Annotated in this window: 24 protein-coding genes, 1 tRNA gene and 1 riboswitch; of the genes, 19 read left to right on the top strand and 6 right to left on the bottom strand. The window is 69.7% G+C overall.

The features are described from left to right. Positions 1 to 127 precede the first annotated feature (127 nt). From OHT57_RS21125 to OHT57_RS21070, 12 genes are all read left to right on the top strand, one after another. Positions 128 to 757 carry a hypothetical protein gene (locus tag OHT57_RS21125; RefSeq protein ID WP_328748023.1) on the top strand — a complete coding sequence of 210 codons (630 nt, stop codon included), beginning with the start codon at positions 128 to 130 and terminating at the stop codon, positions 755 to 757. 38 nt (positions 758 to 795) lie between these two features. After that, the gene (locus OHT57_RS21120) at positions 796 to 2,289 is read left to right on the top strand and encodes a protein kinase domain-containing protein (protein ID WP_328753273.1); all 1,494 of its coding nucleotides are present in this window, start codon (positions 796 to 798) and stop codon (positions 2,287 to 2,289) included. A 147-nt stretch (positions 2,290 to 2,436) separates the two neighbouring features. Further along, positions 2,437 to 3,264, top strand: a complete 828-nt coding sequence (locus tag OHT57_RS21115; RefSeq protein WP_328748022.1) for a glycoside hydrolase domain-containing protein — start codon at positions 2,437 to 2,439, stop codon at positions 3,262 to 3,264. A 220-nt stretch (positions 3,265 to 3,484) separates the two neighbouring features. After that, positions 3,485 to 4,126 (top strand): SurA N-terminal domain-containing protein, encoded by a 642-nt coding sequence (locus OHT57_RS21110; protein WP_328748021.1) that lies wholly within the window; start codon positions 3,485 to 3,487, stop codon positions 4,124 to 4,126. Between the two features lie 158 nt (positions 4,127 to 4,284). After that, the gene (locus OHT57_RS21105; RefSeq protein ID WP_328748019.1) at positions 4,285 to 5,298 is read left to right on the top strand and encodes a nucleoside triphosphate pyrophosphohydrolase; all 1,014 of its coding nucleotides are present in this window, start codon (positions 4,285 to 4,287) and stop codon (positions 5,296 to 5,298) included. A 220-nt stretch (positions 5,299 to 5,518) separates the two neighbouring features. Beyond that, positions 5,519 to 6,751 carry a cytochrome P450 family protein gene (locus OHT57_RS21100; protein ID WP_328753272.1) on the top strand — a complete coding sequence of 411 codons (1,233 nt, stop codon included), beginning with the start codon at positions 5,519 to 5,521 and terminating at the stop codon, positions 6,749 to 6,751. Between the two features lie 191 nt (positions 6,752 to 6,942). Beyond that, on the top strand, positions 6,943 to 7,935 hold the full coding sequence (locus OHT57_RS21095) for a LysM peptidoglycan-binding domain-containing protein (RefSeq protein WP_328748018.1): 993 nt from the start codon (positions 6,943 to 6,945) through the stop codon (positions 7,933 to 7,935). A gap of 206 nt (positions 7,936 to 8,141) precedes the next feature. Further along, positions 8,142 to 8,309, top strand: a riboswitch (cyclic di-AMP (ydaO/yuaA leader). Between the two features lie 3 nt (positions 8,310 to 8,312). Continuing rightward, complete coding sequence (locus OHT57_RS21090) at positions 8,313 to 9,008, top strand: transglycosylase family protein (protein WP_328748017.1); 696 nt, start codon at positions 8,313 to 8,315, stop codon at positions 9,006 to 9,008. Positions 9,009 to 9,314: 306 nt separating this feature from the next. After that, positions 9,315 to 10,595 (top strand): phosphopyruvate hydratase, encoded by a 1,281-nt coding sequence (gene eno, locus OHT57_RS21085; RefSeq protein ID WP_443053468.1) that lies wholly within the window; start codon positions 9,315 to 9,317, stop codon positions 10,593 to 10,595. A gap of 153 nt (positions 10,596 to 10,748) precedes the next feature. Further along, entirely contained in the window at positions 10,749 to 11,225 is a 477-nt protein-coding gene (locus OHT57_RS21080; protein WP_328748015.1) for an FtsB family cell division protein, read from the top strand. Between the two features lie 66 nt (positions 11,226 to 11,291). After that, positions 11,292 to 11,828, top strand: coding sequence for a DUF501 domain-containing protein (locus OHT57_RS21075; RefSeq protein ID WP_328748014.1), 537 nt, complete (start codon positions 11,292 to 11,294; stop codon positions 11,826 to 11,828). Next, the gene (locus OHT57_RS21070; RefSeq protein ID WP_328748013.1) at positions 11,825 to 12,766 is read left to right on the top strand and encodes a Ppx/GppA phosphatase family protein; all 942 of its coding nucleotides are present in this window, start codon (positions 11,825 to 11,827) and stop codon (positions 12,764 to 12,766) included. Before OHT57_RS21075 ends, OHT57_RS21070 begins: the two co-directional genes overlap by 4 nt. 4 nt (positions 12,767 to 12,770) lie before the next feature. Here OHT57_RS21070 and OHT57_RS21065 read toward each other — a convergent pair whose 3' ends face one another. Then, positions 12,771 to 13,040, bottom strand: a complete 270-nt coding sequence (locus OHT57_RS21065) for a type II toxin-antitoxin system RelE family toxin (protein ID WP_328748012.1) — start codon at positions 13,038 to 13,040, stop codon at positions 12,771 to 12,773. Beyond that, entirely contained in the window at positions 13,037 to 13,309 is a 273-nt protein-coding gene (locus OHT57_RS21060) for a type II toxin-antitoxin system Phd/YefM family antitoxin (protein WP_328748011.1), read from the bottom strand. Before OHT57_RS21060 ends, OHT57_RS21065 begins: the two co-directional genes overlap by 4 nt. Positions 13,310 to 13,836: 527 nt before the next feature. On the opposite strand from OHT57_RS21060, the gene OHT57_RS21055 reads away from it, so the two are divergent. After that, positions 13,837 to 15,213: an NAD(P)/FAD-dependent oxidoreductase gene (locus tag OHT57_RS21055; protein ID WP_328748010.1), complete on the top strand. Its 1,377-nt coding sequence runs from the start codon at positions 13,837 to 13,839 to the stop codon at positions 15,211 to 15,213. Positions 15,214 to 15,416: 203 nt separating this feature from the next. Then, the gene (locus OHT57_RS21050) at positions 15,417 to 16,715 is read left to right on the top strand and encodes a class I SAM-dependent methyltransferase (RefSeq protein ID WP_328748009.1); all 1,299 of its coding nucleotides are present in this window, start codon (positions 15,417 to 15,419) and stop codon (positions 16,713 to 16,715) included. A gap of 50 nt (positions 16,716 to 16,765) precedes the next feature. On the opposite strand, the gene OHT57_RS21045 is transcribed toward OHT57_RS21050, so the two are convergent. Continuing rightward, positions 16,766 to 19,294: an ABC transporter permease gene (locus OHT57_RS21045; RefSeq protein WP_328748008.1), complete on the bottom strand. Its 2,529-nt coding sequence runs from the start codon at positions 19,292 to 19,294 to the stop codon at positions 16,766 to 16,768. Continuing rightward, positions 19,294 to 20,064 carry an ABC transporter ATP-binding protein gene (locus OHT57_RS21040; protein WP_328748007.1) on the bottom strand — a complete coding sequence of 257 codons (771 nt, stop codon included), beginning with the start codon at positions 20,062 to 20,064 and terminating at the stop codon, positions 19,294 to 19,296. The genes OHT57_RS21045 and OHT57_RS21040 overlap by 1 nt, the downstream gene beginning before the upstream one ends. 390 nt (positions 20,065 to 20,454) lie before the next feature. Here OHT57_RS21040 and OHT57_RS21035 point away from each other — a divergent pair. After that, positions 20,455 to 20,538 (top strand) — tRNA-Leu (locus tag OHT57_RS21035). A 38-nt stretch (positions 20,539 to 20,576) separates the two neighbouring features. Here the strand turns inward: OHT57_RS21035 and OHT57_RS21030 are convergent. Continuing rightward, on the bottom strand, positions 20,577 to 20,837 hold the full coding sequence (locus OHT57_RS21030; RefSeq protein WP_328748006.1) for a hypothetical protein: 261 nt from the start codon (positions 20,835 to 20,837) through the stop codon (positions 20,577 to 20,579). 341 nt (positions 20,838 to 21,178) lie between these two features. Then, positions 21,179 to 21,583, bottom strand: a complete 405-nt coding sequence (locus OHT57_RS21025; protein ID WP_328748005.1) for a helix-turn-helix domain-containing protein — start codon at positions 21,581 to 21,583, stop codon at positions 21,179 to 21,181. A 232-nt stretch (positions 21,584 to 21,815) separates the two neighbouring features. Between OHT57_RS21025 and OHT57_RS21020 the strand changes: the two genes are divergently transcribed. The 4 genes from OHT57_RS21020 to OHT57_RS21005 all read left to right on the top strand — a co-directional run bounded on the left by OHT57_RS21020 (position 21,816) and on the right by OHT57_RS21005 (position 25,198). Next, entirely contained in the window at positions 21,816 to 22,031 is a 216-nt protein-coding gene (locus OHT57_RS21020) for a hypothetical protein (RefSeq protein ID WP_328748004.1), read from the top strand. A gap of 52 nt (positions 22,032 to 22,083) precedes the next feature. Beyond that, positions 22,084 to 22,302 (top strand): hypothetical protein, encoded by a 219-nt coding sequence (locus tag OHT57_RS21015; RefSeq protein WP_328748003.1) that lies wholly within the window; start codon positions 22,084 to 22,086, stop codon positions 22,300 to 22,302. A 94-nt stretch (positions 22,303 to 22,396) separates the two neighbouring features. Then, a complete protein-coding gene (locus OHT57_RS21010; RefSeq protein ID WP_328748002.1) occupies positions 22,397 to 24,328 on the top strand; it encodes a hypothetical protein in 1,932 nt (643 codons plus the stop codon). Positions 24,329 to 24,523: 195 nt separating this feature from the next. Next, positions 24,524 to 25,198, top strand: coding sequence for a hypothetical protein (locus tag OHT57_RS21005; protein ID WP_328748001.1), 675 nt, complete (start codon positions 24,524 to 24,526; stop codon positions 25,196 to 25,198). Positions 25,199 to 25,268 lie beyond the last annotated feature (70 nt).

Below are 25,268 nucleotides of genomic sequence, written 5' to 3'. Positions count from 1 at the left end.
CGCGACCTGCGCGGCCGTGGGAAGTGATCAGCTCGACAACGGTTCGGTACAACCCGGGAACGCATGTCCGTGTCGGCCTATACGCTCGAACTCCGTCCCCATCGGCTTCACCGGTCCAGGAGCAGTCATGTACGGCCACGGCGCGGTGCCGCCCACCCGCAGCGCAGGCACCGTCATCACCCTGCGCGTGCTGTTCGCCGCCGCCGGTTTCCTCTCGTGCGGTCTGTTCGCCTGCGCACCGCTGTTCCGGGTCGCCTTCCTGCGCGGACGCGGGATCGACTGGGTGCTGGCCTGGGCGAGCCTGCCGTTGTCCATCGCGTGCCTCTCGGTGGTCGGCTCGCTGCCGGAGTACGACCACAGGACCGACATCGCCCTGTCGCTGGTCCTGCTCCTGGGCCTCTTCAGCAGCGTGTACTTCCTGGTGACGGACATCCGGTTCCACCAGCAGTTGCGATTCACCGGCTACCCGCCGCCCCAGGGCCCGACCGCCCACTCCGGCTACGGGTATCCGCAGCCGGTGCCGCAGCCGGCCCCGCCGTACATCCCGACCACCCAGCCGCACCCGCATCCGCACTCGCAGTCACAACCCCAGCAGCCGTCCGTGCCTCCGGTCCCGGGGCCCGGTGTCGTACCGCCACCGCCCCAGCGCCCCGCGCCCGTCCGCATCGACCAGGTGCGCGCCGAACTCGACGAACTCAGCGACTACCTGCGCAAGCACGACGGGAACCCTGGCGGCACCCAAGAGAGCGGCTGGTGACCGTGGCGGCAGGACGTGTCGTCGCCGGCCGCTATGAACTGTCCACGCTCATCGGACAGGGCGGCATGGGGCAGGTGTGGACGGCGTACGACGGGCGGCTCGACCGGCGCGTGGCGGTGAAACTGCTGCGCCCCGACAAGGTGGCCGGACAGGAGGCGGACGAACTGCGCCGCCGGTTCGTGCGGGAGTGCCGGGTGACCGCGCAGGTCGACCACCCGGGCCTCGTCACCGTGCACGACGCGGGCAGCGAGGGCGAGGAACTGTTCCTCGTCATGCAGTACGTCGACGGCGCGGACCTCTCCGACCATCTCGCCGAGCACGACCCGTACCCCTGGCAGTGGGCGGTCGCGGTCGCCGCGCAACTGTGCGCCGTGTTGAGCGCCGTGCACGCCGTGCCGATCATTCACCGCGACCTCAAGCCACGCAATGTGATGGTGAAGCAGGACGGCACGGTCACCGTCCTCGACCTCGGTGTCGCCTCCGTCATGGACACCGACACCACCCGCCTCACCCACACCGGCTCGCCGATCGGCTCACCCGCCTACATGTCGCCCGAGCAGGCGATGGGCGGCGCGGTCGGCCCGTACACCGACCTGTACGCACTCGGCGTCGTGCTGCACGAACTGCTCAGCGGCGACGTCCCGTTCGCCGGTTCCACGGCGCTCGGCGTGCTGCACCGGCACCTGTACGAGCCCCCGCTGCCCGTGCGCCGCAGCCGCCCCGAAGTCCCCGAGGCGCTGGAGGCACTCGTTCTGCGCCTGCTCGCCAAGGACCCGCAGCACCGCCCGGCCTCCGCGCAGGACGTCTACGAGGACCTGTCACCGCTCCTGCCCACGCTCGGCACGCCCACCGGAGCGCCCCTCGACCCCACGCGCCCCTTCCTGCGTCCACACGCCCCCTGGCCGGACCGCGCACGCACGCCCGCGCCCCAGCCCGCGCCGGTCACCCCCGTTCCGGAGAAGGCCGAGAAGCCGGATGTCGCGCGCGCGGTCGACGAGGTCAAGCGGCTGCTCGGCGAGGGCCGCATCACCCAGGCCGTCGACATCCTCGGCGGCATCCTGCCCGCGGCCGCCGAACAGCACGGCGTGCACTCCCCGGTCGTCCGCACCCTGCGCAAGCAGTACGCGGCCACCCTCATGGACGACGGCCAGTACCGGCGCGCGCTGCCCGAACTGCGCCGCCTCGCCGACGAACGCGCCGCCGAGGCGGGCCAGGCGGACCCGCAGTCACTGCGCTTCCGCTACGACGCCGCCCAGTGTCTGGAACAGCTCGGCGAACCGGCGGCGGCCCTGGCCGAGTACCGTGCGCTGCTGCCGTACTACGAGAACCAGTACGTCGCCGGCGGCCCCGAACTCGCCCACGACGTCCGCCGCCGCATCGGCCACCTGCTCCTCGCCCTCGGTGACCGCGCCGCCGCCCACGACACCCTCGCGCGACTGCTGCACGACGTGGAACGGCTGCAGGGGCCCGGGCAGCCGCTCGCGGTGGAGATCCGCCGGACGCTGCAATGGCTGAGCCAGGTGCGCGGCTAGAATTTTCCGCTCCCTTGGGAAACCGGTGAACCACAGGGGCCTACGTTTCCGAAAGGCATGGTCGGCGCCGGATAGCTTTACGCTTCGTTGCAGCCATGCACGTCATGTACAGCACAACCAACAGCAGAACCAGGGGTGGGGTCGTCCATGTCCAGCCACAGGCAGTCGAAGAAGCGCAGATACGCCACGTGGGGCGTCGCCGGCGCGGCCGTCGTCGCCGGAGCGGGACTCGCCGCACAGAGCTCGATGGCCGCGACCACCTGGCCCGCCCAGAAGACGTACACCGGCCGCGCGTTCGACACCTGCGCCGCTCCCTCCCTCTCCGCCATGAAGGCCTGGCACGGCGGCCTCTACGGCGCCGCCGCCGTCTACATCGGCGGTAAGAACCGCGGCTGCGCCCAGCCCAACCTGACCGCCTCCTGGGTCAAGTCGGTCAGCACGGTCGGCTGGAAGCTCATCCCCCTCTACGTCGGCGCCCAGCCGTCCTGCCAGACGGGCTCCAGCCCCGAGAAGCTCACTGCCTCCACCGCCGCGTCCCTGGGTGCGAAGGACGGCACGGACGCGGTGGCCAAGGCCGCCGCGCTCGGCATGAAGGTCGGCAGCCCGATCTACCTGGACATGGAGTCGTACGACATCACGAACAAGGCGTGCAACGACGCCGTGCTCACCTATGTGCGCGCGTTCGGCAAGACCCTGCGCGCGAAGACGTACCGCGCGGGCTTCTACGGCTTCACCAGTTCCAGTGCCAAGGCGATCGCCAACGCGACCGACAAGACCGACCTGCCGGGCAACCTCTGGTACGCGCTGTGGGACAAGCAGAACACCACCACCGCGGACTGGCCCTTCGGCGCCAAGCAGTACACGGATCACAGCCGCGGTCACCAGTACCTGGTGAACAGCAAGGAGAGCCGCGGCGGCTACACGATCACCGTGGACCGGGACGCCTGGGACGGGCCGGTCGCGATCACCGGCTGAGAGCCGCACACGCGTGTGGGGAGGCAATGGCGCGGTGCGGGCCGCGCGGCGGTGCCCGAAGTCCCGGTGAATCGTTGGTCGAATGGCTTGGCCCCAGCCCAGCCACTGCCTACCATCGATCACCGCAAGACCTTGTGCGCCCGCCCGTCGCCCGACCACCGCCCCTCAATGAGCCGCTACGCGGCGCACCTTGCCTGCACAATCTCCTCGGGAGGCTTCCTTGCACCGCCGCCGTCGCACCGCGCTAGTCCTCTCCGCCGCCCTCGCCGCAGCGGCACCACTTCTCACCGCCTGCGGAAGCGACGCGCATCCCGGCGCGGCGGCCGTCGTCGGCAACCAGCGGATCACCGTCGCACAGCTGGAGAACCGGGTGACCGAGGTGCGTGACGCACAGCGGACGGTCGGCACGGACCAGACCGGGCAGACAGTCGCCCTCAAGGGCACGCTCGCCCGCGACGTCCTGCACAACATGGTCCTCGACCGCGTGCTGCACCGGGCGGCCGAGAACGCGGGCGTGACCGTGACCCGCAAGGAGGTCCAGCAGCTGAGGTCCGCCCTGGAGGAACAGGCCGGCAGCGCCAAGGCTCTGGAGACGGCCTGGTTCGACCAGTACGGCATCGCGCCCGAACGTCTCGACGACAACCTCCACCTCCGGCTGGAGGCACAGAAACTCGCCACCGGGCTCGGCACCGAAACCGGCACCCCCGCCTTCTGGAGCGCCCTGAGCAAGGCCTCCAAGGAACTCGACGTGGACCTCAACCCGCGCTACGGCACCTGGGACGCCAAGACGAGCACTCGCGTCGACGTGAAGACCCCGTGGGTACGGGACGTCACGGCGACGGGGAGCGAGCAGACCACGTAGCGGGGCCGCGGGGCCGCTCGGACCGGCCACCCGTCGGGGACACGTGGTGTCGTGAGGTGACGACACCACCGCATGCGGAAGATCATACGATCGCATCGCACCCCCCGGCCTGTGGACAAACCGATCTCCCCGTCGGCGGCGTGCGTTAGCTTCGAATCGTGAACGCAACCGGCTTCGAGCCCGCCCCCCACCAGGACCCCGACACGGCGTCCGCCCCCGGCCGCATCGTCCTGCTCACCACCAGCCACCGGGTAGCCCCGGGCCTGCTGTCCTGGCCCGCCTGGCAGGCGCTGCACGCCGCCGACCGTGTTCTCTGTGCGGACGGGGCCCACCCCCAGCTGCCGTATCTGCGCGAGGCGGGCATACGGGTCGACGAGACGTCCCCGACCACCGAGGAACTGGTCGGCGCCTGCGCGGGCGGTCACACGGTGGTCGTCGTGGCCACGGGCGAGGGCGAGCCGGCCCTCACGGACGGTCTGGCCCGCCTCGCCGGTTCCGGACGCACACAGATGCCCGACCTGGAGCTGCTCCCCGCCTCCTACGACCTACCGGGCGCCCGGCTCCTCGACCTCGTCCAGGTCATGGACCGCATCCGCGCCGAGTGCCCCTGGTCCTCCCAGCAGACCCACAAGGGCCTTGCGAAGTACGGCATCGAGGAGGCGTACGAACTCGTCGAGGCCATCGAGGAGGGCGACCGCGACGAACTCCGAGAGGAACTCGGGGACGTCCTGCTCCAGGTCGTCTTCCACGCCCGTATCGCCGAGGACGACCCGGACGCCCCGTTCTCCGTCGACGACGTCGCCGGCGGCATCGTCACCAAGCTCATCCACCGCCACCCGCATGTCTTCGGCGACGAGACGGCGACGACACCGGAGGAGGTCAAGGCGCACTGGCTGCGTACCAAGGCGACGGAGAAACAGCGCACCTCCGTGACCGACGGCGTCCCCCTCGGCCAGCCGGGCCTGGCCCTCGCCGCCAAGCTCACCTCCCGTGTCCGCACGGCCGGCCTGGAGGTCCCGCTCCCGGACACCGGGGGCATCGGCTACGAACTCCTCGCCCTGGCCGCCCGCGCCGAGACGGAGGGCATCGACCCGGAGGCGGCCCTGCGCGCGGCGGCGCGGGCGTACCGGGACGCGATCCGGGAGGCCGAGACACCGCACCACGCCGGATGACCACGCCGGATACGGTCGAGGCGTGACCGACCAGCCCGCCGCCACCCCCGCGACTCCCACCCCCACGAGCCCAACCCCTGAGACTCCGGCTCCCGCGACTCCCGCCGCCGCGAGCCCCACCCCCGAGACGACCACCCCCGCGACTCAGGCGTCCGCAACCCCCGTCCCCGCGAGCCCCACTCCAGCGGCGCCCTCCACCCCCACAACCCCCACCCCCGAGCTGTTCTCCTGGGAGTTCGCCACCGACCCCTACCCCGCCTACGCCTGGCTCCGTGAGCATGCTCCCGTGCACCGGACCCGCCTCCCCAGCGGGGTGGAGGCATGGCTGGTCACCCGGTACGCCGATGCCAAGCAGGCGCTCGCCGACCCGCGGCTCAGCAAGAACCCGGCGCATCACGACGAGCCCGAGCACGCCAAGGGCAAGACCGGTATCCCGGGGGAGCGCAAGGCGGAGCTGATGACGCATCTGCTGAACATCGACCCGCCGGACCACACCCGCCTGCGACGGCTCGTCAGCAAGGCGTTCACGCCCAGGAGGGTCGCCGAGTTCGAGTCGCGGGTGCAGGAGTTGACCGACCGTCTCATCGACGAGTTCGCGGAGAAGGGGTCCGCCGACCTCATCCACGAGTTCGCCTTCCCACTCCCCATCTACGCGATCTGCGACCTGCTCGGCGTCCCCCGCGAGGACCAGGACGACTTCCGGGACTGGGCGGGCATGATGATCCGCCACGGGGGAGGCCCGCGGGGCGGGGTTGCGCGGGCCGTGAAGAAGATGCGCGGCTATCTCGCCGAACTCATCCACCGCAAGCGGGAAGCGCTGCCCGCCGAACCGACTCCCGGCGAGGACCTCATCTCAGGGCTCATCCGCGCCTCCGACCACGGCGAGCACCTGACCGAGAACGAGGCCGCTGCCATGGCCTTCATCCTCCTGTTCGCAGGTTTCGAGACCACCGTGAACCTCATCGGCAACGGGGTCCACGCCCTTCTCACCCACCCCGAACAGCGAAACCGGCTCCAGGCGTCTCTGGCGGCTCAGGAGAGAGGGCTTCTGGAGACCGGCGTGGAGGAGCTCCTCCGGTACGACGGCCCGGTCGAGCTGGCCACCTGGCGGTTCGCCACCCAGGCGCTGCGGATCGGCGGACAGGACATCGCGGCAGGTGACCCCGTGCTGGTGGTACTCGCCGCCGCGGACCGGGATCCGGAGCGGTTCGCCGACCCCGATGTCCTCGATCTCTCCCGCCGTGACAATCAGCACCTCGGTTACGGCCACGGCATCCACTACTGCCTCGGTGCCCCGCTCGCCCGACTGGAAGGGCAGACCGCGCTCGCGACGCTCCTCACCCGCCTCCCCGACCTGCAACTCGCGGTGGATTCAGCTGATTTGCGCTGGCGCGGCGGACTCATCATGCGCGGACTACGCACTTTGCCCGTGGAGTTCACGCCCGTGCCGTAATCGACCGAGACGTCCGGGCTGGCCCGGTGAAGGGCCGCTTAAACATGACACGCACTCAAGTCTGTGATCTTCACGTGATCTACGCGGCATTAACTTGTGACAAGTGATCGAACCCCTATACGTTCACGGACCAGCGCGGTGCTCTCGTGGAGCTCCGCGCGCGTTTCTGCTCCCTCGGGAAAGGTCCCTCCATGCTCTCCGGGAACGGTCGTCACCGTCGCCCCCGTCAGGCTCCGGCTCTCCTCGTGGCAGCCGGTGTGACGGGATCAGCCATTGCGATCCCACTGCTCGGAGCGACCGGGGCGAGCGCTGCGACCGGCACCACCTGGGATCACGTCGCGGAGTGCGAGAGCGGCGGCTCCTGGAGCGCGAACGACGGCAACGGCTACTACGGCGGCCTGCAGATGTCCCAGACGAACTGGGAGAAGTACGGCGGCCTCTCGTACGCCGAGACCGCGGACCAGGCCAGCCGCAACCAGCAGATAGCCGTGGCCGAGAAGCTCCTCGACGACCAGGGCATCGCCGCGTGGCCGACCTGCGGCCTGCTCGCCGGGCTCAGCAAGGACTCGAGCGCGGCCGACGTCGACACGGGTGTGGGGAGCGGAACGCCCTCGGCCTCAGCGTCGGGTTCATCGCAATCATCCGGTTCATCCGGTTCGTCTGATTCCAACGCGTCGGACTCCGAGGACTCTTCCGGTCTGCTCGACTCGCTGGACGGATCAGCCGCGACGCCTTCGCCGTCGACCTCTTCGTCCAGCGGTGATGACGATTCCGGCAAGTCGGGCAAATCCAGTCCTTCCGGATCGGATGGATCCGACGGATCCGCCGCGGAGAGTGCGCAGCCTTCCAGCGGCTCGCCCGTTGTGAGCCCGGAAGAAGACGAAGCGGACAAGTCGTGGCAGCAGGGCGGCGCTTCGGCCCTCGTCGACGTCGGCTCCCTCGGCTCCGGCAAGCACCGCGGCGACAGCGCCGGCGAGGTCGCGACGAAGAGCGCGCCCGCCGTCGCGGGTCGCCATGCCGCACAGACCTACACCGTCCAGGAAGGCGACTCCCTCGCCTCCATCGCCGACTCCCTTGGCCTCGACGGCGGATGGCGTGCCCTCTATGCCGAGAACAAGGACCGCATCGGCTCCGACCCGAGCGACATCGCCGCCGGTCAGACGCTAGACACAGGGGCTGAATAGGGCTGAAAAGTCCAGAAAAACAACGGGAGTTCGCGTCATACTTCGCCACTGAATGTCCACTTTGGTGAAAGTGTGGGATGAGTCTCAGAAGCCCTGATCGTCTTTGAAATTCCGCCGGGCGCGTGTCTACGGTCGTGACCGCTCGGCAACCCGAGCCCCGTCGGTCGCAACGCCGAATCCTGCCAGTGGCCGAACGGGAACAGTCGTCGCGTAAAGCGCCGTAGGCAGGAGCGGGGGACCCAAGGTAAGTGCCGGGCCCAGCAGTTCACGCTGGACCGGCTTGGGGTTAAGTCGTGCACCGGGAGGTGCGCGGCCGGGCAACTCAACCGGCCCGAACCCGACAGCTCACCTCGCAGGCGTCGGTGAGGGGATCCACCATGCTGTTTTCCGGTCAGGGCAAGCACCGTCGTCCTTCCAAGGCCACCCGCGTCGCCGCGCTCGCCGGTGTCACCGGTGTCGCCATCGCCGCCCCGCTGATGGCGGCGGGCACCGCCTCCGCCGCCACCGCCTCCGAGTGGGACACCGTCGCCCAGTGCGAGTCCGGCGGCAACTGGTCCATCAACACCGGCAACGGTTACTACGGCGGCCTGCAGTTCTCGGCCTCCACCTGGGCCGCGTACGGCGGCACGGCGTACGCCTCCACCGCCAACCAGGCCAGCAAGTCGCAGCAGATAGCCGTCGCCGAGAAGGTTCTCGCCTCCCAGGGCAAGGGCGCCTGGCCGAGCTGTGGTGTGGGCCTGTCCGGCGCCTCCTACAGCGGCGGCAGCAGCTCGTCCTCCTCCGGCAACTCCTCTGCCGGCTCCTCGAACACGAGCACCCGTTCGTCCGACGAGCAGAGCGCCTCGCGTTCGTCCGAGCGTCCGGCCGCCAAGAAGAAGACCGTCACCACACCGACCGGCAAGAAGGTCAAGAAGGGTGACGGCGAGTACAAGGTCGTCAAGGGCGACACCCTCAGCTCGATCGCCGAGAAGCACAAGGTCAAGGGCGGCTGGCAGAAGGTGTTCAAGCTGAACAAGGACATCGTCACCGACGCCGACTTCATCTACCCGGGTCAGCAGCTGCACCTCAAGTAACAAGGGGTGCTCGTAGCTGAACCACAGTGCCCTCACAGCCGTGTCCTCAAGGATGAAGGCGTCGTGAGGGCCCCCCGTCCCCACGGGCTCCCCGCTCCGGTGCGTGTTCCCCCGTACGCACCGGGGCGGGGCTTTTTTCTGCCCGGTTTCCGGGAGTGTCTTTGTTCAGTTCAGAAACAATTTACCCTCGGTTCTGTCCAGGGGGCGGTCCACACGGTGGCTGATCCCCCGGAGCCGGTTAGGCTCGGTCTCGCAGAACCCACCGCGGTCCTGGCGGACCGTGTCACATCCAAGAAGGAGATGCTCGTGCCGTCCATCGACGTCGTCGTAGCCCGGGAAATCCTCGACTCGCGAGGGAACCCCACCGTCGAGGTCGAGGTCGGCCTCGACGACGGCAGCACGGGTCGTGCCGCCGTTCCGTCCGGCGCCTCCACGGGTGCCTTCGAGGCCATCGAGCTGCGTGACGGTGACCCCAACCGCTACTTCGGCAAGGGCGTCGAGAAGGCCGTCCTCGCGGTCATCGAGCAGATCGGCCCGGAGCTCGTCGGCTACGACGCCACCGAGCAGCGCCTGATCGACCAGGCGATGTTCGACCTGGACGCCACCGACAACAAGGGCTCGCTCGGCGCCAACGCCATCCTCGGCGTCTCCCTCGCCGTCGCCCACGCCGCCTCCGAGGCCAGCGACCTCCCCCTCTTCCGCTACCTGGGCGGCCCGAACGCGCACCTGCTGCCGGTGCCGATGATGAACATCCTGAACGGCGGCTCGCACGCCGACTCGAACGTGGACATCCAGGAGTTCATGATCGCCCCGATCGGCGCGGAGTCCTTCTCCGAGGCGCTGCGCTGGGGCGCCGAGGTCTACCACACCCTCAAGAAGGTGCTGAAGACCAAGGGCCTGTCCACCGGCCTGGGCGACGAGGGCGGCTTCGCCCCGAACCTGGAGTCGAACCGCGCCGCGCTCGACCTCATCGTCGAGGCCATCAAGCAGGCCGGTTACATCCCCGGCGAGCAGATCGGCCTCGCGCTCGACGTCGCCGCGTCCGAGTTCTACAAGGACGGCAAGTACGAGTTCGAGGGCAAGTCCCGCTCGGCCGCCGAGATGACCGAGTACTACGAGGAGCTCGTCGCCGCGTACCCGCTGGTCTCCATCGAGGACCCGCTGTACGAGGACGACTGGGCCGGCTGGAACGTCATCACCGCGAAGCTGGGCGACAAGGTCCAGATCGTCGGCGACGACCTCTTCGTCACCAACCCGGAGCGCCTCGCCCGCGGCATCGAGGAGGGCTCCGCCAACGCCCTGCTCGTCAAGGTGAACCAGATCGGCTCGCTGACCGAGACCCTGGACGCCGTCGAGATGGCCCAGCGCAACGGCTTCAAGTGCATGATGTCCCACCGTTCCGGCGAGACCGAGGACGTCACCATCGCCGACCTCGCCGTCGCCGTGAACTGCGGTCAGATCAAGACCGGCGCCCCGGCCCGCTCGGACCGCGTCGCCAAGTACAACCAGCTGCTGCGCATCGAGGAGATCCTCGACGACGCGGCGGTCTACGCCGGCCGCAGCGCCTTCCCCCGCTTCAAGGGCTGAGCCTTCCCCACGTCCGCTGCGCGGACCACGGGCACAGCAAGGGCTGACCCGACCCGGGTCAAGGCACAGCCCCATAGCCAGTCGTACGTACGTCCCCGTACCCGGTCCCGTACCGTGTGCGGGGACGTACGCACGTAGAAGGGGAGGCGGGACATGGCCGTGAAGGACCGGGACCGGTTCTCCACCACGACCAGGATCAAGCTGCTCGGCGAACAGACGGCGGCCCGCGTCTACCGCTCCCAGACGAAACGGCAGGCGCGCCGTTCCCGGCTGACCGGCCGGGCCGCGCTGCTGGCCCTCGTGCTGTGCACGCTGGTGGTGGCGCTGGCGTACCCGATAAGGCAGTACGTCTCCCAGCGCGCTGAGATCGCCGACCTCCAGCGGGAGCAGGCGCAGGCCGCCGCGCGGGTCGAGAAGCTGCGCGACCTCAAGGCACGCTGGCAGGACGACGCGTACGCGGAGCAGCAGATCCGGCAGCGGCTGCACTACGTGATGCCGGGGGAGACGGGCTTCATCGTCGTCGACCCGGACGCGGCCAAGCAGTCCCGCACCGACCTCGGCGCGGCCGACCGGCCCTGGTACACCAACGTCTGGGACGGCGTCGACAAGTCCGACGCCTCCGACCGCTGAACCCACAGATCCACAGACCCACGGACCCACAGCCCCGTAGCCCCGTAGCCCCGTAGAAAGACAGGCATGGAAACGCCCCCGCCCTCCACCCCCCGCACCGAGCCGACCGACGCGGATGTCGAGGCCTTCAAGCAGCAGCTCGGACGGCCGCCGCGCGGACTGCGGGCGATCGCGCACCGCTGCCCCTGCGGACAGCCGGACGTGGTGGAGACGGCCCCGCGCCTCCCCGACGGCACGCCCTTCCCGACGACGTACTACCTGACGTGCCCGCGCGCCGCCTCGGCGATCGGCACCCTTGAGGCGAACGGCGTCATGAAGGAGATGACGGAGCGGCTGCAGACCGACCCTGAGCTCGCGGCGGCCTACCGGGCCGCGCACGAGGACTACATCGCGCGCCGCGACGCCATCGAGGTCCTGGAGGGCTTCCCGAGCGCGGGCGGCATGCCGGACCGGGTGAAGTGCCTGCACGTCCTGGTGGGACACTCGCTGGCCGCGGGCCCGGGGGTCAACCCGCTGGGCGACGAGGCGATCGCGATGCTGCCGCAGTGGTGGGCGAAGGGGCCGTGCGTGACGTCGGCCTCGGCCGAGGAGGAGACCCGATGACCCGCGTCGCCGCCGTCGACTGCGGTACGAACTCCATCCGGCTTCTCGTCGCCGACGCCGACCCGCGGACGGGTGAGCTCGTCGACCTGGACCGGCGGATGACCATCGTGCGGCTCGGCCAGGGCGTCGACCGGACCGGCCGGCTCGCCCCCGAGGCGCTGGAGCGGACCTTCGCCGCGTGCCGGGAGTACGCGGCGGTCATCAAGGAGCTCGGCGCCGAGCGGCTGCGGTTCGTGGCCACCTCGGCCTCCCGGGACGCCGAGAACCGGGACGAGTTCGTCCGTGGGGTCATCGACATCCTCGGGGTCGAGCCCGAGGTCATCTCCGGCGACCAGGAGGCCGGGTTCTCCTTCACCGGGGCGACCAAGGAGCTCACCGGCAGCGACCACCTCGCCAGGCCGTACCTGGTCGTGGACATCGGGGGCGGTTCGACGGAGTTCGTCGTGGGCGACGACCATGTGCGCGCCGCACGTTCCGTGGACGTGGGCTGTGTGCGGATGACCGAGCGGCACCTGGTCTTGGACGGGAAGATCACCGACCCGCCCACCGCGGAGCAGATCGCGGCGATGCGCGCCGACATCGAGGCCGCTCTCGACCTGGCCGAGGAGACCGTGCCGCTGCGCGAGGCGCGCACCTTGGTCGGACTGGCCGGCTCGGTCACGACCGTCGCGGCGATCGCGCTGGGACTGGACGAGTACGACTCCGCGAGGATCCACCACTCACGGATCGGCCGCGATCGAGTGAAGGGCATCAGCGACGCCCTCCTCAAGGCCACCCATGAACAGCGCGCGGCACATCCGGCGATGCATCCGGGGCGCGTGGACGTCATCGGCGCGGGGGCTCTCGTACTGCTGTCGATCATGGAGCGGATCGGCGCCGAGGAGGTCGTCGTGAGCGAGCACGACATCCTCGACGGCATCGCGTGGTCTTTGGCCTGACCGCCTACAGGTTGCGGTACACGTCCCGCCGGTCGCCCACCTTGACGACGAGGATGACGAGTTCGCCATCGTTGATCTGGTAGGCGACCCGGTAGCTTCCGACCCGCAGCCGGTAGAGCCCCGACGGGCCGGTGAGCTTCTTGACGTCGGCGTCCTCGCGATACGGGTCGTCACCGAGTGCGGTCAGCGCGGTCAGGATGCGCATGGCGTCGAATCGACTGATGGCCCGGAGCTGCCGCTGCGCCGCCGTGGTGAACCGGAAGGCGTACTTCACGCGGCGCCTTCACCGTGCTCGGTGAACAGATCTGCCAGCAGCTCGGCCATGGTCACGGTGGGGCCGTTCGCGGCCAGGACCGCTTCGGCCTCTCGGGCCAACATGACGTCGGCCGCCTCTTCCAGGGCTTCGAAGTCCGCGATCGGCACCACGGCAGCCACCGGAGTGCCGTTGCGAGTGATGACCGTCGGGGTGCCTTCCTCGGCCAGGTTGATGCGCTCCGCGAGATGGGCGCGGGCTTCCCGTATGGTCACGGTGTCCTCGGTCATGACGTCAGTGTACGCACATGTGTGTACACGCGGCCGGGATGGGTCGTGTTTCGTTCGTGGGAACTCCTCGACGGCATCGCGTGGTCCGTTGCCTGGCCCCTGCTGTTGCCCTCCCCTGAGCAGGGAGAACAACGTATGAGCGGGTCCGAGGGGTCCTTCCGGGCCCCTCGTTCTCGTGCCGCCGAGAAAGTTCGTGAAGTTCTTCACAAGGAATTGGGCTCCGTCGGACGAGGAATGTGGTCCGGTTGGCCCTTCCGGGGGCCCGACACCCCTGTGAACACGTTCAAAACGGTGGGATGCGGACCTCGCGCGAGGAGTGCGTGAGGGGGCTGCGAGAGTCTCCGGCGGGGGGTCTTCGGCACGGAGGGGCAGCTCACGCGGCATTGACAACGGTGATCCGTACACCGTGGTTCCCACTTCGCGCCATGACCTGGATCACGCGAGTCGCGGAGGATAACACACCCTCTGCAAGAGCTTGTGAAGGGGCGCACGAGCGACCCCCCTGGGGCGGGTGGATACTCGATGCCATGAGCACCACGGAGCGTCCCAGGATCCTCGTAGTAGGCGGTGGGTACGTAGGCCTGTACGCAGCTCGGCGCATCCTCAAGAAGATGCGCTACGGCGAGGCGACCGTCACGGTCGTCGACCCCCGGTCGTACATGACCTACCAGCCCTTCCTTCCCGAAACCGCCGCCGGCAACATCTCCCCGCGCCATGTCGTCGTCCCGTTGCGACGCGTGCTGCCCAAGGCGGAGGTCCTCACCGGCCGGGTCACCACCATCGACCAGGACCGCAAGGTCGCCACGATCGCCCCGCTGGTCGGCGAGGCGTACGAGCTGCCCTTCGACTACCTGGTGATCGCGCTCGGCGCGGTCTCCCGCACCTTCCCGATCCCCGGCCTCGCCGAGCAGGGCATCGGTATGAAGGGTGTCGAGGAGGCCATCGGCCTGCGCAACCACGTCCTCGAGCAGCTCGACAAGGCCGACTCCACGAAGGACGAGGAGATCCGCCGCAAGGCGCTCACCTTCGTCTTCGTCGGCGGTGGCTTCGCGGGCGCCGAGACCATCGGCGAGGTCGAGGACATGGCCCGCGACGCGGCCAAGTACTACACCAACGTCTCGCGCGAGGACATGCGGTTCATCCTCGTCGACGCCGCCGACAAGATCCTGCCGGAGGTCGGCCCCAAGCTGGGCCAGTACGGCAAGGAGCACCTGGAGAGCCGCGGCGTGGAGATCTACCTCTCCACCTCGATGGACTCCTGCGTCGACGGCCACGTGGTGCTCAAGAACGGCCTGGAGGTCGACTCCAGCACCATCGTGTGGACCGCCGGCGTCAAGCCGAACCCGGTCCTGTCCCGCTACGGCCTCCCGCTGGGCCCGCGCGGCCACGTGGACACCCAGGCCACGCTCCAGGTGCAGGGCACCGACTACATCTGGGCCGCCGGCGACAACGCCCAGGTCCCGGACCTCGTCGGCCGCAAGGCCGGCAACGAGAACGCCTGGTGCCCGCCGAACGCCCAGCACGCCCTGCGTCAGGCGCGCGTCCTCGGTGACAACGTGATCTCCGGTCTGCGGGGCTTCCCGCAGAAGGAGTACAGCCACGGCAACAAGGGCGCTGTCGCGGGTCTCGGCCTGCACAAGGGCGTCGCGATGATCGTCATGGGCAAGATGAAGATCAAGGTCAAGGGCCGTCTCGCCTGGTACATGCACCGTGGCTACCACGGTCTGGCCATGCCGACCTGGAACCGCAAGGTCCGCGTCTTCGCCGACTGGACCCTCGGTATGTTCCTCAAGCGCGAGGTCGTCTCCCTCGGCGCGATGGAGCACCCGCGCGAGGAGTTCTACGAGGCCGCGCGCCCCGTGCCCGCCGCCGAGCCGAAGAAGACCGAGGCGAAGGCCTCCTGACCGGTTCCGGTCGCTGATCCACCCCGAAGGACCTCCCGCCATCCGTGGTGCGGGAGGTCCTTCGGCGTTCCGCGACCCGACAGGCATGTGTGGCTACGGCATCTTTTTTGCCCAGGCGTGACCGGGTACCGGGACTGCACCCCGCCGTGTCGATGTTTGACCAGGTGGACAAAACCGGAATCCTCGTCACGGAGGTGTGCGCCATGGCAGATGTCGCGCAGCGGCTCAGAGAACTCTTCGAAAAGCTGCTGGGAGTACCGCTACCGGTGCGGGTCCGCGCCTGGGACGGGTCGGAGGCCGGGCCCCCGAACGCGCCCGTGCTGGTCGTGCGCAACCGGCGGGCCGTACGCCGGCTGCTGTGGAAGCCGGGTGAGCTGGGACTCGCGCGGGCGTGGGTGGCGGGGGACCTGGGCATCGAAGGGGACCTGTACACCGCCCTCGGACTGATCTCGGGGCTGGTGTGGGAGCGCGGCGAGGACGCCCGCGGTCTCCGCCAGGCGCTGCGTGACCCCGAGGTCCGGGCCGCCGTACGCGGGCTCGTCGCCCTCGCCGGACCGCCGCTGCCGCCCGCCCCGCCTCCCGAGGAGGTCCGCAGGCCGCGCCGTCATCTGCACACCAAGCGCTCCGACAGACGCGCCATCAGCCACCACTACGACGTCGGCAACGACTTCTACGAGCTCGTCCTCGGGCCGTCGATGGTGTACTCCTGCGCCTACTGGGAGGCCCCCGGGCCCGACGGCACCCTGGAGCGCGCCCAGCGCGACAAGCTCGACCTCGTCTGCCGCAAGCTCGGACTCCGGCCCGGACACAGGCTCCTCGACGTCGGCTGCGGCTGGGGCTCGATGGCCGTCCACGCCGCCCGCGAGTACGGCGCGAGCGTCGTCGGCGTCACCCTCTCCCACGAGCAGGCGGCCTACGCCCGCAAGCGCGTCGCCGAGGAAGGGCTCACCGACCGGATCGAGATCCGGGTGCAGGACTACCGGGACGTCGCCGACGGGCCGTACGACGCGATCTCCTCCATCGGTATGGCCGAACACGTCGGCGCCGAACGGTACTTGGAGTACGCCGAGGACCTGCTGAAGCTGCTCCAGCCGGGTGGGCGGCTGCTCAACCACCAGATCGCCAGGCGCCCGCACCGCGACGAATCGGCGTACACCCTCGACGGGTTCATCGACGCCTACGTCTTCCCCGACGGCGAACTCGCCCCCCTCGGCACCACCGTCACCCAACTGGAGCGCGCCGGGTTCGAGGTGCGGGACGTCGAGTCGATCCGTGAGCACTACGCCCTCACCCTGCGCGGCTGGGTCACCAACCTGGAGGGCGAGTGGACGCGTGCGGCGCGGCTCGCCGGGGCCGGCCGGGCCCGGGTCTGGCTGCTGTACATGGCCGCCTGCGCCCTCGCCTTCGAACGCAACCGCATCGGCGTCAACCAGGTCCTCGCCGTCAGAGCTCCCGAGTCCGGCGCCTCCGGGCTGCCGTTGCGCGCCCGCACCTGGAACTGAGCAGCGAAAAGGGGCCCGTTGACCGGCAACGGGCCCCGACCGCCGTACGGCTACTCCGCCTTGATGGCGGCCAGCATGTTCATCCGGGCCGCCCTGCGGGCCGGCCACAGCGCCGCGAGGATGCCCACCGTCGCCGCCAGGAGAAGGAAGACCGCCATCCTGGCCCAGGGCACGACGAGTTCGTACGTCGGCATCTTCGTGCCGAGGAGCTCACCGGCCGCCCAGCCGAAGAACACGCCCAGACCGATGCCGAGCACCCCGCCGAAGAGCGAGATGACCAGGGACTCCAGACGGACCATCCGCTTGATGCCCTTGCGGTCCAGGCCGATCGCGCGGAGCATGCCGATCTCCTGGGAGCGCTCGAAGACCGACATCGCCAGGGTGTTGACGACCCCGAGAACGGCGACGATCACCGCCATGGCGAGCAGGCCGTAGAGCATGTTCAGCATCAGCGTGAACATCTGCGCGATGGAGTCGGACAGGTCCTTCTTGTCCTGGACCTTGATGGCCGGGTTGGAGCCGAGGGCCTTCTCCAGCCTGTCCTTCGTGGCGTCGGAGACACCGCCCGACGTCTTCAGCATGACCTGCATGTCGGTCACGTCGGTCAGGTGCGGTGAGACCGTCGCGGTGTCGAGCATGATGCCGCTGATCAGCTCGTTGCCCTCGTAGACCCCGGAGACCGTGAGCTTCTGCGCCTTGCCGTCCTCGTAGTGGGCGGTGAAGGTCGAACCCGCCCTCCAGCCGAAGGACTTGGCCCTGTCCTTGTCCACGACCACCTTGGTGCCGCCGACCTCGAACGCGCCGTCGTCGACCTTCAGGTCGGTCAGAGCGCCGATGGCCGAGCCGTTCACGCCGGTCAGGTACTCGGTATCGCCGTCGATGCGGGCGACCGCGTTGCGCAGCGGGCTCACCGCGGTGACGTCGGCGACGTTCCGCAGCTTCTTCTCGACGTCCGGCGAGAGCTCGTTGCCGTTCGCCATGGAGACGACGTAGTCCGCCCTGATCGCCGACGTCGCCATCTTGTCGATCGACTTCTGGAGGCTGCCCGCCATCACCGTCATCCCGGTGATCAGGGTGAGGCCGATCATCAGCGCGGAGGCGGTGGCGGCCGTACGGCGCGGGTTGCGCACCGAGTTCTGACGGGCCAGCTTCCCCGAGATGCCGAACACGCGCATGGCCGGGGCCGCCGCCGCGATCAGCGGGCGGGAGAGGAGCGGGGTGAGGATGAAGACGCCGATGATCAGCAGGACCGCGCCCATGCCCATGGGGGCCTGACCGTCGGAGCCCTCCATCGTCGTCGCCGCGAGGACGACGGCGACACCCGCGCCGCTGAACAGCGCGCCCAGCGTGTTGCGCAGCACCAGCGACTTGGTGGTCGCCTTCGCGTGCAGGCTGCTCATCGCGGCGACCGGCGGGATCTTCGCCGCTCTGCGGCCCGGCAGCCAGGCCGCGAGCATGGTGATCAGGACGCCGACCGCGAGGGCCGCGCCGATGGTGCCCGGCGTGATGACGAGCGGCCCGTCCGGGACGGTGGCGCCGAGCGAGCCCATCAGCGAGCGCAGTCCGGCCCCGATGCCGATACCGGCGACCAGGCCCGTCACGGCGGCCACCAGACCGACCAGGAACGCCTCGGCCAGTACCGACCGGGTGACCTGCCTGCGGGACGCGCCGACCGCCCGCAGCAGCGCGAGTTCCCTGGTGCGCTGGGCGACCAGCATGGTGAAGGTGTTGGTGATGATGAAGGTGCCGACGAACAGCGCGATGCCCGCGAAGACCAGCAGGCCCTGCTTCATCCCGCTCATCTGCGAGGAAATCAACTTCGCCTGGGAGTCGGCGAGTTCCTTGCCGGTCGTGGTCTCCACCCGGTCGGCGGGGAGCGCCTTGAGCAGAGCGGCCTGCAACGCGCTCTGGGAGGTGCCGGCGGCTGCCTTCACGTCGATCTCGTCGTACGTTCCCGGCTTGCCGAACAGCTTCTGGGCGGTGGCCGTGTCGAACAGCGCGAGGCTGCCGCCGGCCGCGACATTGCCGTCGTCGGTGGTGAAGATGCCGGTGACGGTGGGCTTCAGGACCGGGCCGTCGACCGAGAGGCGCACGGTGTCGCCGATCTTGTAGCCGGTCCGCTTCGCCGTCTCGGAGTCGATCGCGACCTGGTTCGCGCCGTGCGGCGCCGAGCCCTTCGCCAGCGGGTACCGGGGGTCCTCGGTGCCCGAGTAGTTGCCGCCCTGCGACTGGAATCCGCCGCCGATGAGCTTGCCGTCCTTGTCGGCGATGGCGGTGAAGCCGCTGACGACGCCGATCGCCTTGGCCGCGCCCGGCACCTCGGCGCTCCGGTCCAGCAGAGCCTGCGTCAGCTTGTGGCTCTTGCCGATCGTGTTGCCCTTGTCCTCCTCGGACTTGGCGGTGACGGCCACGTCGACCTGGCCGAAGCCCTTGGCCGAACTCTTCTGGTAGGCCTCGGAGATGGTGTTGGTGAAGACCAGCGTGCCGGACACGAACGCCACGCCGAGCATCACGGCGAGCACGGTCATCAGCAGTCTGGCCTTGTGCGCGAACACGTTGCGCAGGGCGGTGCGGAACATCAGGAGGTACGGCCCTTCGCGTCGAACCGCTTCAGGAAGTCGAGCACGTTGTCGGCGGTGGGCTTGTACATCTCGTCCACGATCCGGCCGTCCGCGAGGAACACCACCCGGTCCGCGTAGGCCGCGGCCACCGGGTCGTGGGTCACCATGACCACCGTCTGCCCCAACTCCCGTACGGAGTTGCGCAGGAAGCCCAGGATCTCGGCACCGGCGCGCGAGTCGAGGTTTCCGGTCGGCTCGTCACCGAAGATGATCTCGGGCTTGGAGGCCAGTGCCCGGGCCACGGCGACGCGCTGCTGCTGACCGCCGGAGAGCTGCGAGGGGCGGTGACTGAGACGGTCCCGCAGGCCGACCATCCGGATGACCGAATCCAACCACTCCTTGTCAGGCTTGCGGCCGGCGATGTCCATCGGGAGCGTGATGTTCTCCAGGGCCGTCAACGTCGGCAGCAGGTTGAACGCCTGGAAGATGAAACCGATCTTGTCCCGCCGCAGCTTGGTCAGCTGCCTGTCCTTCAACGAGCCCAGCTCGGTCTCACCGATCCGGACCGAACCGGAGGAGAAGGTGTCCAGGCCGGCCACGCAGTGCATCAGGGTGGACTTGCCGGAGCCGGAGGGGCCCATGATCGCGGTGAACTCGGCCTGCCGGAACTCGAAGGTGACCCGGTCCAGGGCGACCACCTGGGTCTCGCCCTGTCCGTAGATCTTCGACAGATCCGTGGCGCGTGCGGCCACGGCGGTGGCACGGCCGGCGACTGGTGTGGTGGTCACAGGATGGAACTCCTAGCGGGACGACATCGTTGAAGGACGTCTCCCATCGTGCTGTCCGGTCCCTGCCGTGTAGTCAGCCGCAGTCCTGGTTCCGGGGGCAGACTTCGGACGGACAGCACGGCTCGCCGTCATACCTGGGGATGACGGGGGCCCTGATCGGGGCCCGTGCAGAGAACAGGTGGAGCGTCCTCGTTCGGACGGTGAAATTCCGTCATTCCGCATGCGTGGCCGGGTGCCCCGCGCAAGGCTATTGGCAAGTGCGGATGGCCTGTTCCATGGTCTGATGCACCCTCAGACATCAATAAAATAAGACAACATCGGTCCGCCCGCCCGCTGTTGGAAGGATGCGTCCCGATAGGCTCGGAACTTCAAACGCGGAGCCCATGACCTGCCCGGATGGTGGAATGCAGACACGGCGAGCTTAAACCTCGCTGCCCCTTCGCGGGCGTGCCGGTTCAAGTCCGGCTCCGGGCACTTTCGCGCCCACGTGGTGGTTCTCCACCCGTGGGCCGTCACCCCTCGTACACGGTCAGTACCGCACCGTCGATCTGAATCCGGCGGCCCGCGCGCAAGCCGTCGCGGCGCAGTGTTCTCAGACAGGTGTGGAAGAGGGGCAGCTCGTCCGCGTCCAGGACGGCGGCGGCCAGTTCCATGAGTTCGGTAACTGACTCGTCGGTCAGTACGTCGGGCAGTTCACCGGAGAGCAGAACGACCGACTCACCGGCAGGTCCACGGACCACGACCGTGGCCGGACCGCCATGCACGAACAACACATTCCCCCCTGGGAGCCCGGGGTCGTGCGTCTCTCGCTCCTCGGGCAGGACGAGAGACTAGCGGGCAGGACCGGCACTTTCGGGCGCAGTCGAATTCTTTTTCCGACTGCACGGAAGAGTGAACATCCGCGGTCGCGGAGCGCCGGGACCGGCTTCCGGACGGTCACTTCCTTGGCCGGGGGCGCGGTCTCGCGCCGGATCTTGAGCGGGGCCCTGGGCGTGGTCCTGGAACGGGTTGCGCCGGGTGGGGGCGGAGCTCGGGTGGTGGGTTCTGTCGGGGCGGGGCCTGCGGGTAGCGGTGCGGCCGGTTGACGGCCGGGCCTCTGCTCCGCGGCCCGGGGTCACTTCTTCGGTGCGGGGGGCGTGGAGCGGTCCAGGAGGGACTCCACGAGGGCGGCGACGTGGCGGCGGTCGTCGGCCGAGAGTTGCTGGACGCTGGCGATCAGCAGATCCACCTCGGGGTCGGCCGGGCGGGCGGCGCCCTCGGAGTCCTGGCCGGCCGGGGTGCCGTACACGTGGATGCCGCAGGCCTCGGCGGCGGAGCGGCGCACGGTGTCCAACGGGAGTTCCAGTCCCTTGGACAGGCCCTCCAGGGTGGTCGACTGGGGCATGCGGACGACGCGCTCGGCGGTCGCCAGGTGGTGGACGGTGGAGCGCGGGATGCCACCGCGGCGCGCCACATCGCCGTAGGACCAGCCCTTGCGGTCCAGGCGCTCACGGATCAACTGCTGGAGTGCGTTGGCCACGGGTGGGTCACTTCCTGCTTGCCGCTCGGCGGAACCGTCCATGTCGGGGCCGATTCTACGGGCGGCCCCACCCCGCATCGAAAGGGTGATTCCCCGAACGGGTTGCGCGACGGCCCCGCGAGGCCCTAGTGTCCAATCTCGTTGGACAGCACGTCCGACCAAGTTGGACAGAGTGCGGGGGGAACCTGACTCGGTCCGACCGGAATTGCCCATCCCTGAGGGGGACTTGATCATGATGGACATGCACGAGCTCGAGGCCGAGTCCGCGGAGCTGCTGCCGGGCCGGGAGGCCCTGGGCAAGCTGAAGTTCAGCTTCAACCGGACGACCAACGTGACCAAGCACGTCGCGAACGTCGAGGCGCACAACTCGTCCCTGGCCCTCAACGACCACTCCGTGTCGTCCGTGGCCAGCTCCGGCGCCTCGCAGGCCATCAGCGTCAACCAGTAGCTCCCGCGCACCACCTCCACAGCCGTCGTCACCACCTGAAAGGACATCCATCATGAGCATGGACATGCACGAGCTCGACACCGAGTCCGCGGAGCTGCTGCCGGGCCGGGAGGCCCTGGGCAAGCTGAAGTTCAGCTTCAACCGGACGACCAACGTCACCAAGCACATCGCGAACGTCCACGCCGACAACCAGTCCGCGGCCGTCAACGACCACTCCGCGTGGTCGGCCGCCGAGTCGCAGGCCTCGCAGTCGATCTCCGTCAACCAGTGACCCTGCGCTGACGACGCCCGCCGGGGCGGACCGCGCACAGGTGCGGTCCGCCCCGGCGGCCATGACGGGGGCAGGACATGGGGGGAGACCACGTATGACGGTGCTCGGAGGCGGGACCCCGACGCTGTACGACTCCGGGCCGGTGCCCGGGCCCGGCGGCTGGCCGGTGACCTACGAGCAGGTGGCGACGGGCAGCCTGCCGGTCGTCGAACAGCGGTTGGTGCCCCGGCTGAGCGCGGGACTGCGGCTGCACGGCGAGTACCAGGGGTCGGGATTCACCGAGCCCAAGTACATCGCCCGTCGGGGGGACGGGCAGGTCGTGCAGCTGTCACGGCTGCTGCATCTCGTGGCGTCGTCGGTCGACGGCCTGCGCGACATCGAGTCGATCGCCCACCGGGTGAGCGCGCGATTCGGCCGCGAGGTCAGCTCCGACAACATCCGCTACCTGGTGGAGAAGAAACTCGAACCGCTCGGGGTGACCGTCCCCGAGGGCCAGGAGAGCGACGAGGTCGACGCACCCCGCTCCGACCTGCTGCTCGCGCTCAAGGGGCACCGGGTCATCTTCAACGAGCGGCGCACGGACCGGATCGCGCGGACGCTCGGCTGGCTGCACCGGCCGGTCGTGGTCACGGCCGTGCTGCTCTCGGCCGTGGCCCTGGACGTGTGGCTGTTCGGCTTCTTCGGGGCGATCGAGCCGGTCCTGGAGGTCCTCGACCAGCCGGTGCTCATCCTGCTCGTGTTCGGGCTGACCGTGGCCTCGCTCGTCTTCCACGAGTTCGGCCACGCCTCCGCGTGCAGATACGGCGGCGCCCGGCCCGGCTGCATCGGCTGCGGGATCTTCCTCATCTGGCCGTCCATGTACACCGACGTCACCGACGTCTACCGGATCGGACGCGGCGGGCGGATCAGGACCGACCTGGGCGGGGTCTACTTCAACGTCGTCTTCATGCTGGGCATGGCCGGGCTGTACTTCGCCACGGGGGAGCAGTTCTTCCTGGCGGCGGTCTACCTCGGGCACTTCGAGATCCTCGAACAGCTGATGCCGGCCGTGCGGCTGGACGGCTACTACATCCTGGGCGACCTCGCGGGCGTCCCCGATCTCTACGGCAAGATCAAGCCGATCCTGCTCGGCCTGGTGCCGGGGAGCAAGGGACGGGCCGCGCGCAAAGAGGTCGCCGGACTGAAGAAGTCGGCGCGGACCATCGTTGCCGTGTGGGTGCTGACCATGGTGCCGCTGATCATCGGCGAGATGGGCTACGCGCTCTGGAACCTGCCCAGGATCCTCGCCACGATGACCCGGTCCATGGTCGAGCAGTTCTCCGGCACCGGGGCGGCCCTCGCGGACGGCAAGGTCGTCGACGGGCTCGTCGGGGTGCTGGGCTGTCTGATGCTGCTGATCCCGATGGGCGGGGTCGTCTACCTCTCCGTGAAGATCGGCGGGCGGATCCTCCGCGCGGCGAAGCGGTCCACGGCGGAGCGGCCCCTGTTGCGGGTGACACTGTGCGCGGTGGTCCTCGCCGGGCTGACAGGCCTCAGCTATGCCTGGACGTCCGGACTGACACCCCAGCCGCTCCCGAAGAAGCCCCCGATCGCGCCGATCCTGCAGCCCGGGGTCTCGACGGAGGAACCAGCGCCCCGTCAGGCGGCGACTCCCGACGGCGACGCGTCGACGTCGGGCGGGGACACCGCGAACGACCCTGCGGTCAGCGGTTCCGGTACGGCCGCGCCGTCTTCGGCGGGCCGTCCCTCGGGCTCCGGCGCCCCCTCCTCCGGTGGCTCCGCCGCCGCGTCGGCGTCCGCCTCACCGGCCGCGTCGGCGTCGGCTCCGGGCACGTCTGCCGGGGGCACCTCCCGCGGGCCGGCGTCCCCGGCCCAGGGCACCTCGGCGGCCCCGGAACCGTCGTCACCTGGCACGGGTGAGGGCACGAGCCCGGCCCCGTCCCCGATCCCCTCGGAGAGCGTCCCGCCCTCCCCGGTCGACTCCCCGTCCCCACCCCCGTCCGCCGCCTCCCCGGCAACGCCCTGACCGACTGACGCCGTGAACGGCTCGGGGGTGGGGGGCGCGGCCGACCTCAGGTCGGGATCGGGACAGACCCCGGAGCGAGGAGCGCGGCCGGTCCCGACCCGGGCCGTCGTCAGGCCCGGCCGGAACCGAGGGCGGCCCCGAATCGGGGGCTGCGCCCCCCACATCCGCACTGATCCATGAACCTGAGGAGATCCCTTGAGCAGTCACCGAAAACCGCGTCCCACCTCTCCGCTCACCCGGCGTGCCGTCCGCGTGGGGCTGTTCGCCGCCGGGGTCGCCGGTGTGGCGAGTGCCGTGCCGGCGCAGGCCGCCACCGGCGGGCCGTCGCGGCCCGCCGTCGCGTCGGACCATGTCTTCAGCCACGCCAACCGGCTGGACCACACGGAGACGAAGGACTCGTTCACCATCCGGCAGTACGGCAAGGTGAACGCCGCCGCCGTACGCAACCAGGCCAACGCGGTCTCGTCGGGCTGCTCCGCCGACGACGAATGCCGTTCGGTCGCGCTGTCCTTCCAGATCGTCACGTTCGCCGGCGAGCAGACACGTCTGAACGCCGTGAACCTCAGCGACGCCGCCAACAAGAACTGCACCGGCTGCCAGACCCTGGCCGGCGCCTACCAGTTCGTGGTGTCCACGCCCACCCCGCTCACCCTCGACTCCGCCCATCGCCGCCAACTCGCCGACATCCACCGCCGGCTGGACGCGCTGACCCGCTCCAAGGTCCCCGCGGCCGACCTGCGTACCCAGGCGGACGGCCTCGCCGCCGAGGTCAACGCCGTCCTCAAGGACGCCGTGGCCGACGCCCCGAAGGGTGACGCACAGGACGACGTCACCATGCACCGCCACCTGGACGGCTGGCCCGGCCGCTGACCCGTCGGCCGTCCGGCCCGCGGCAGCCTTCCGCGGGCCGGACGGCCGCGCAGACCGTTGACATCGGCAG

Origin of the sequence: Streptomyces sp. NBC_00285 (genome assembly GCF_036174265.1) — a bacterium.
Lineage (GTDB): Bacteria > Actinomycetota > Actinomycetes > Streptomycetales > Streptomycetaceae > Streptomyces.
Note: the sequence above shows the minus strand (reverse complement) of the source record. Positions and strands in the feature narration are given on the sequence as shown.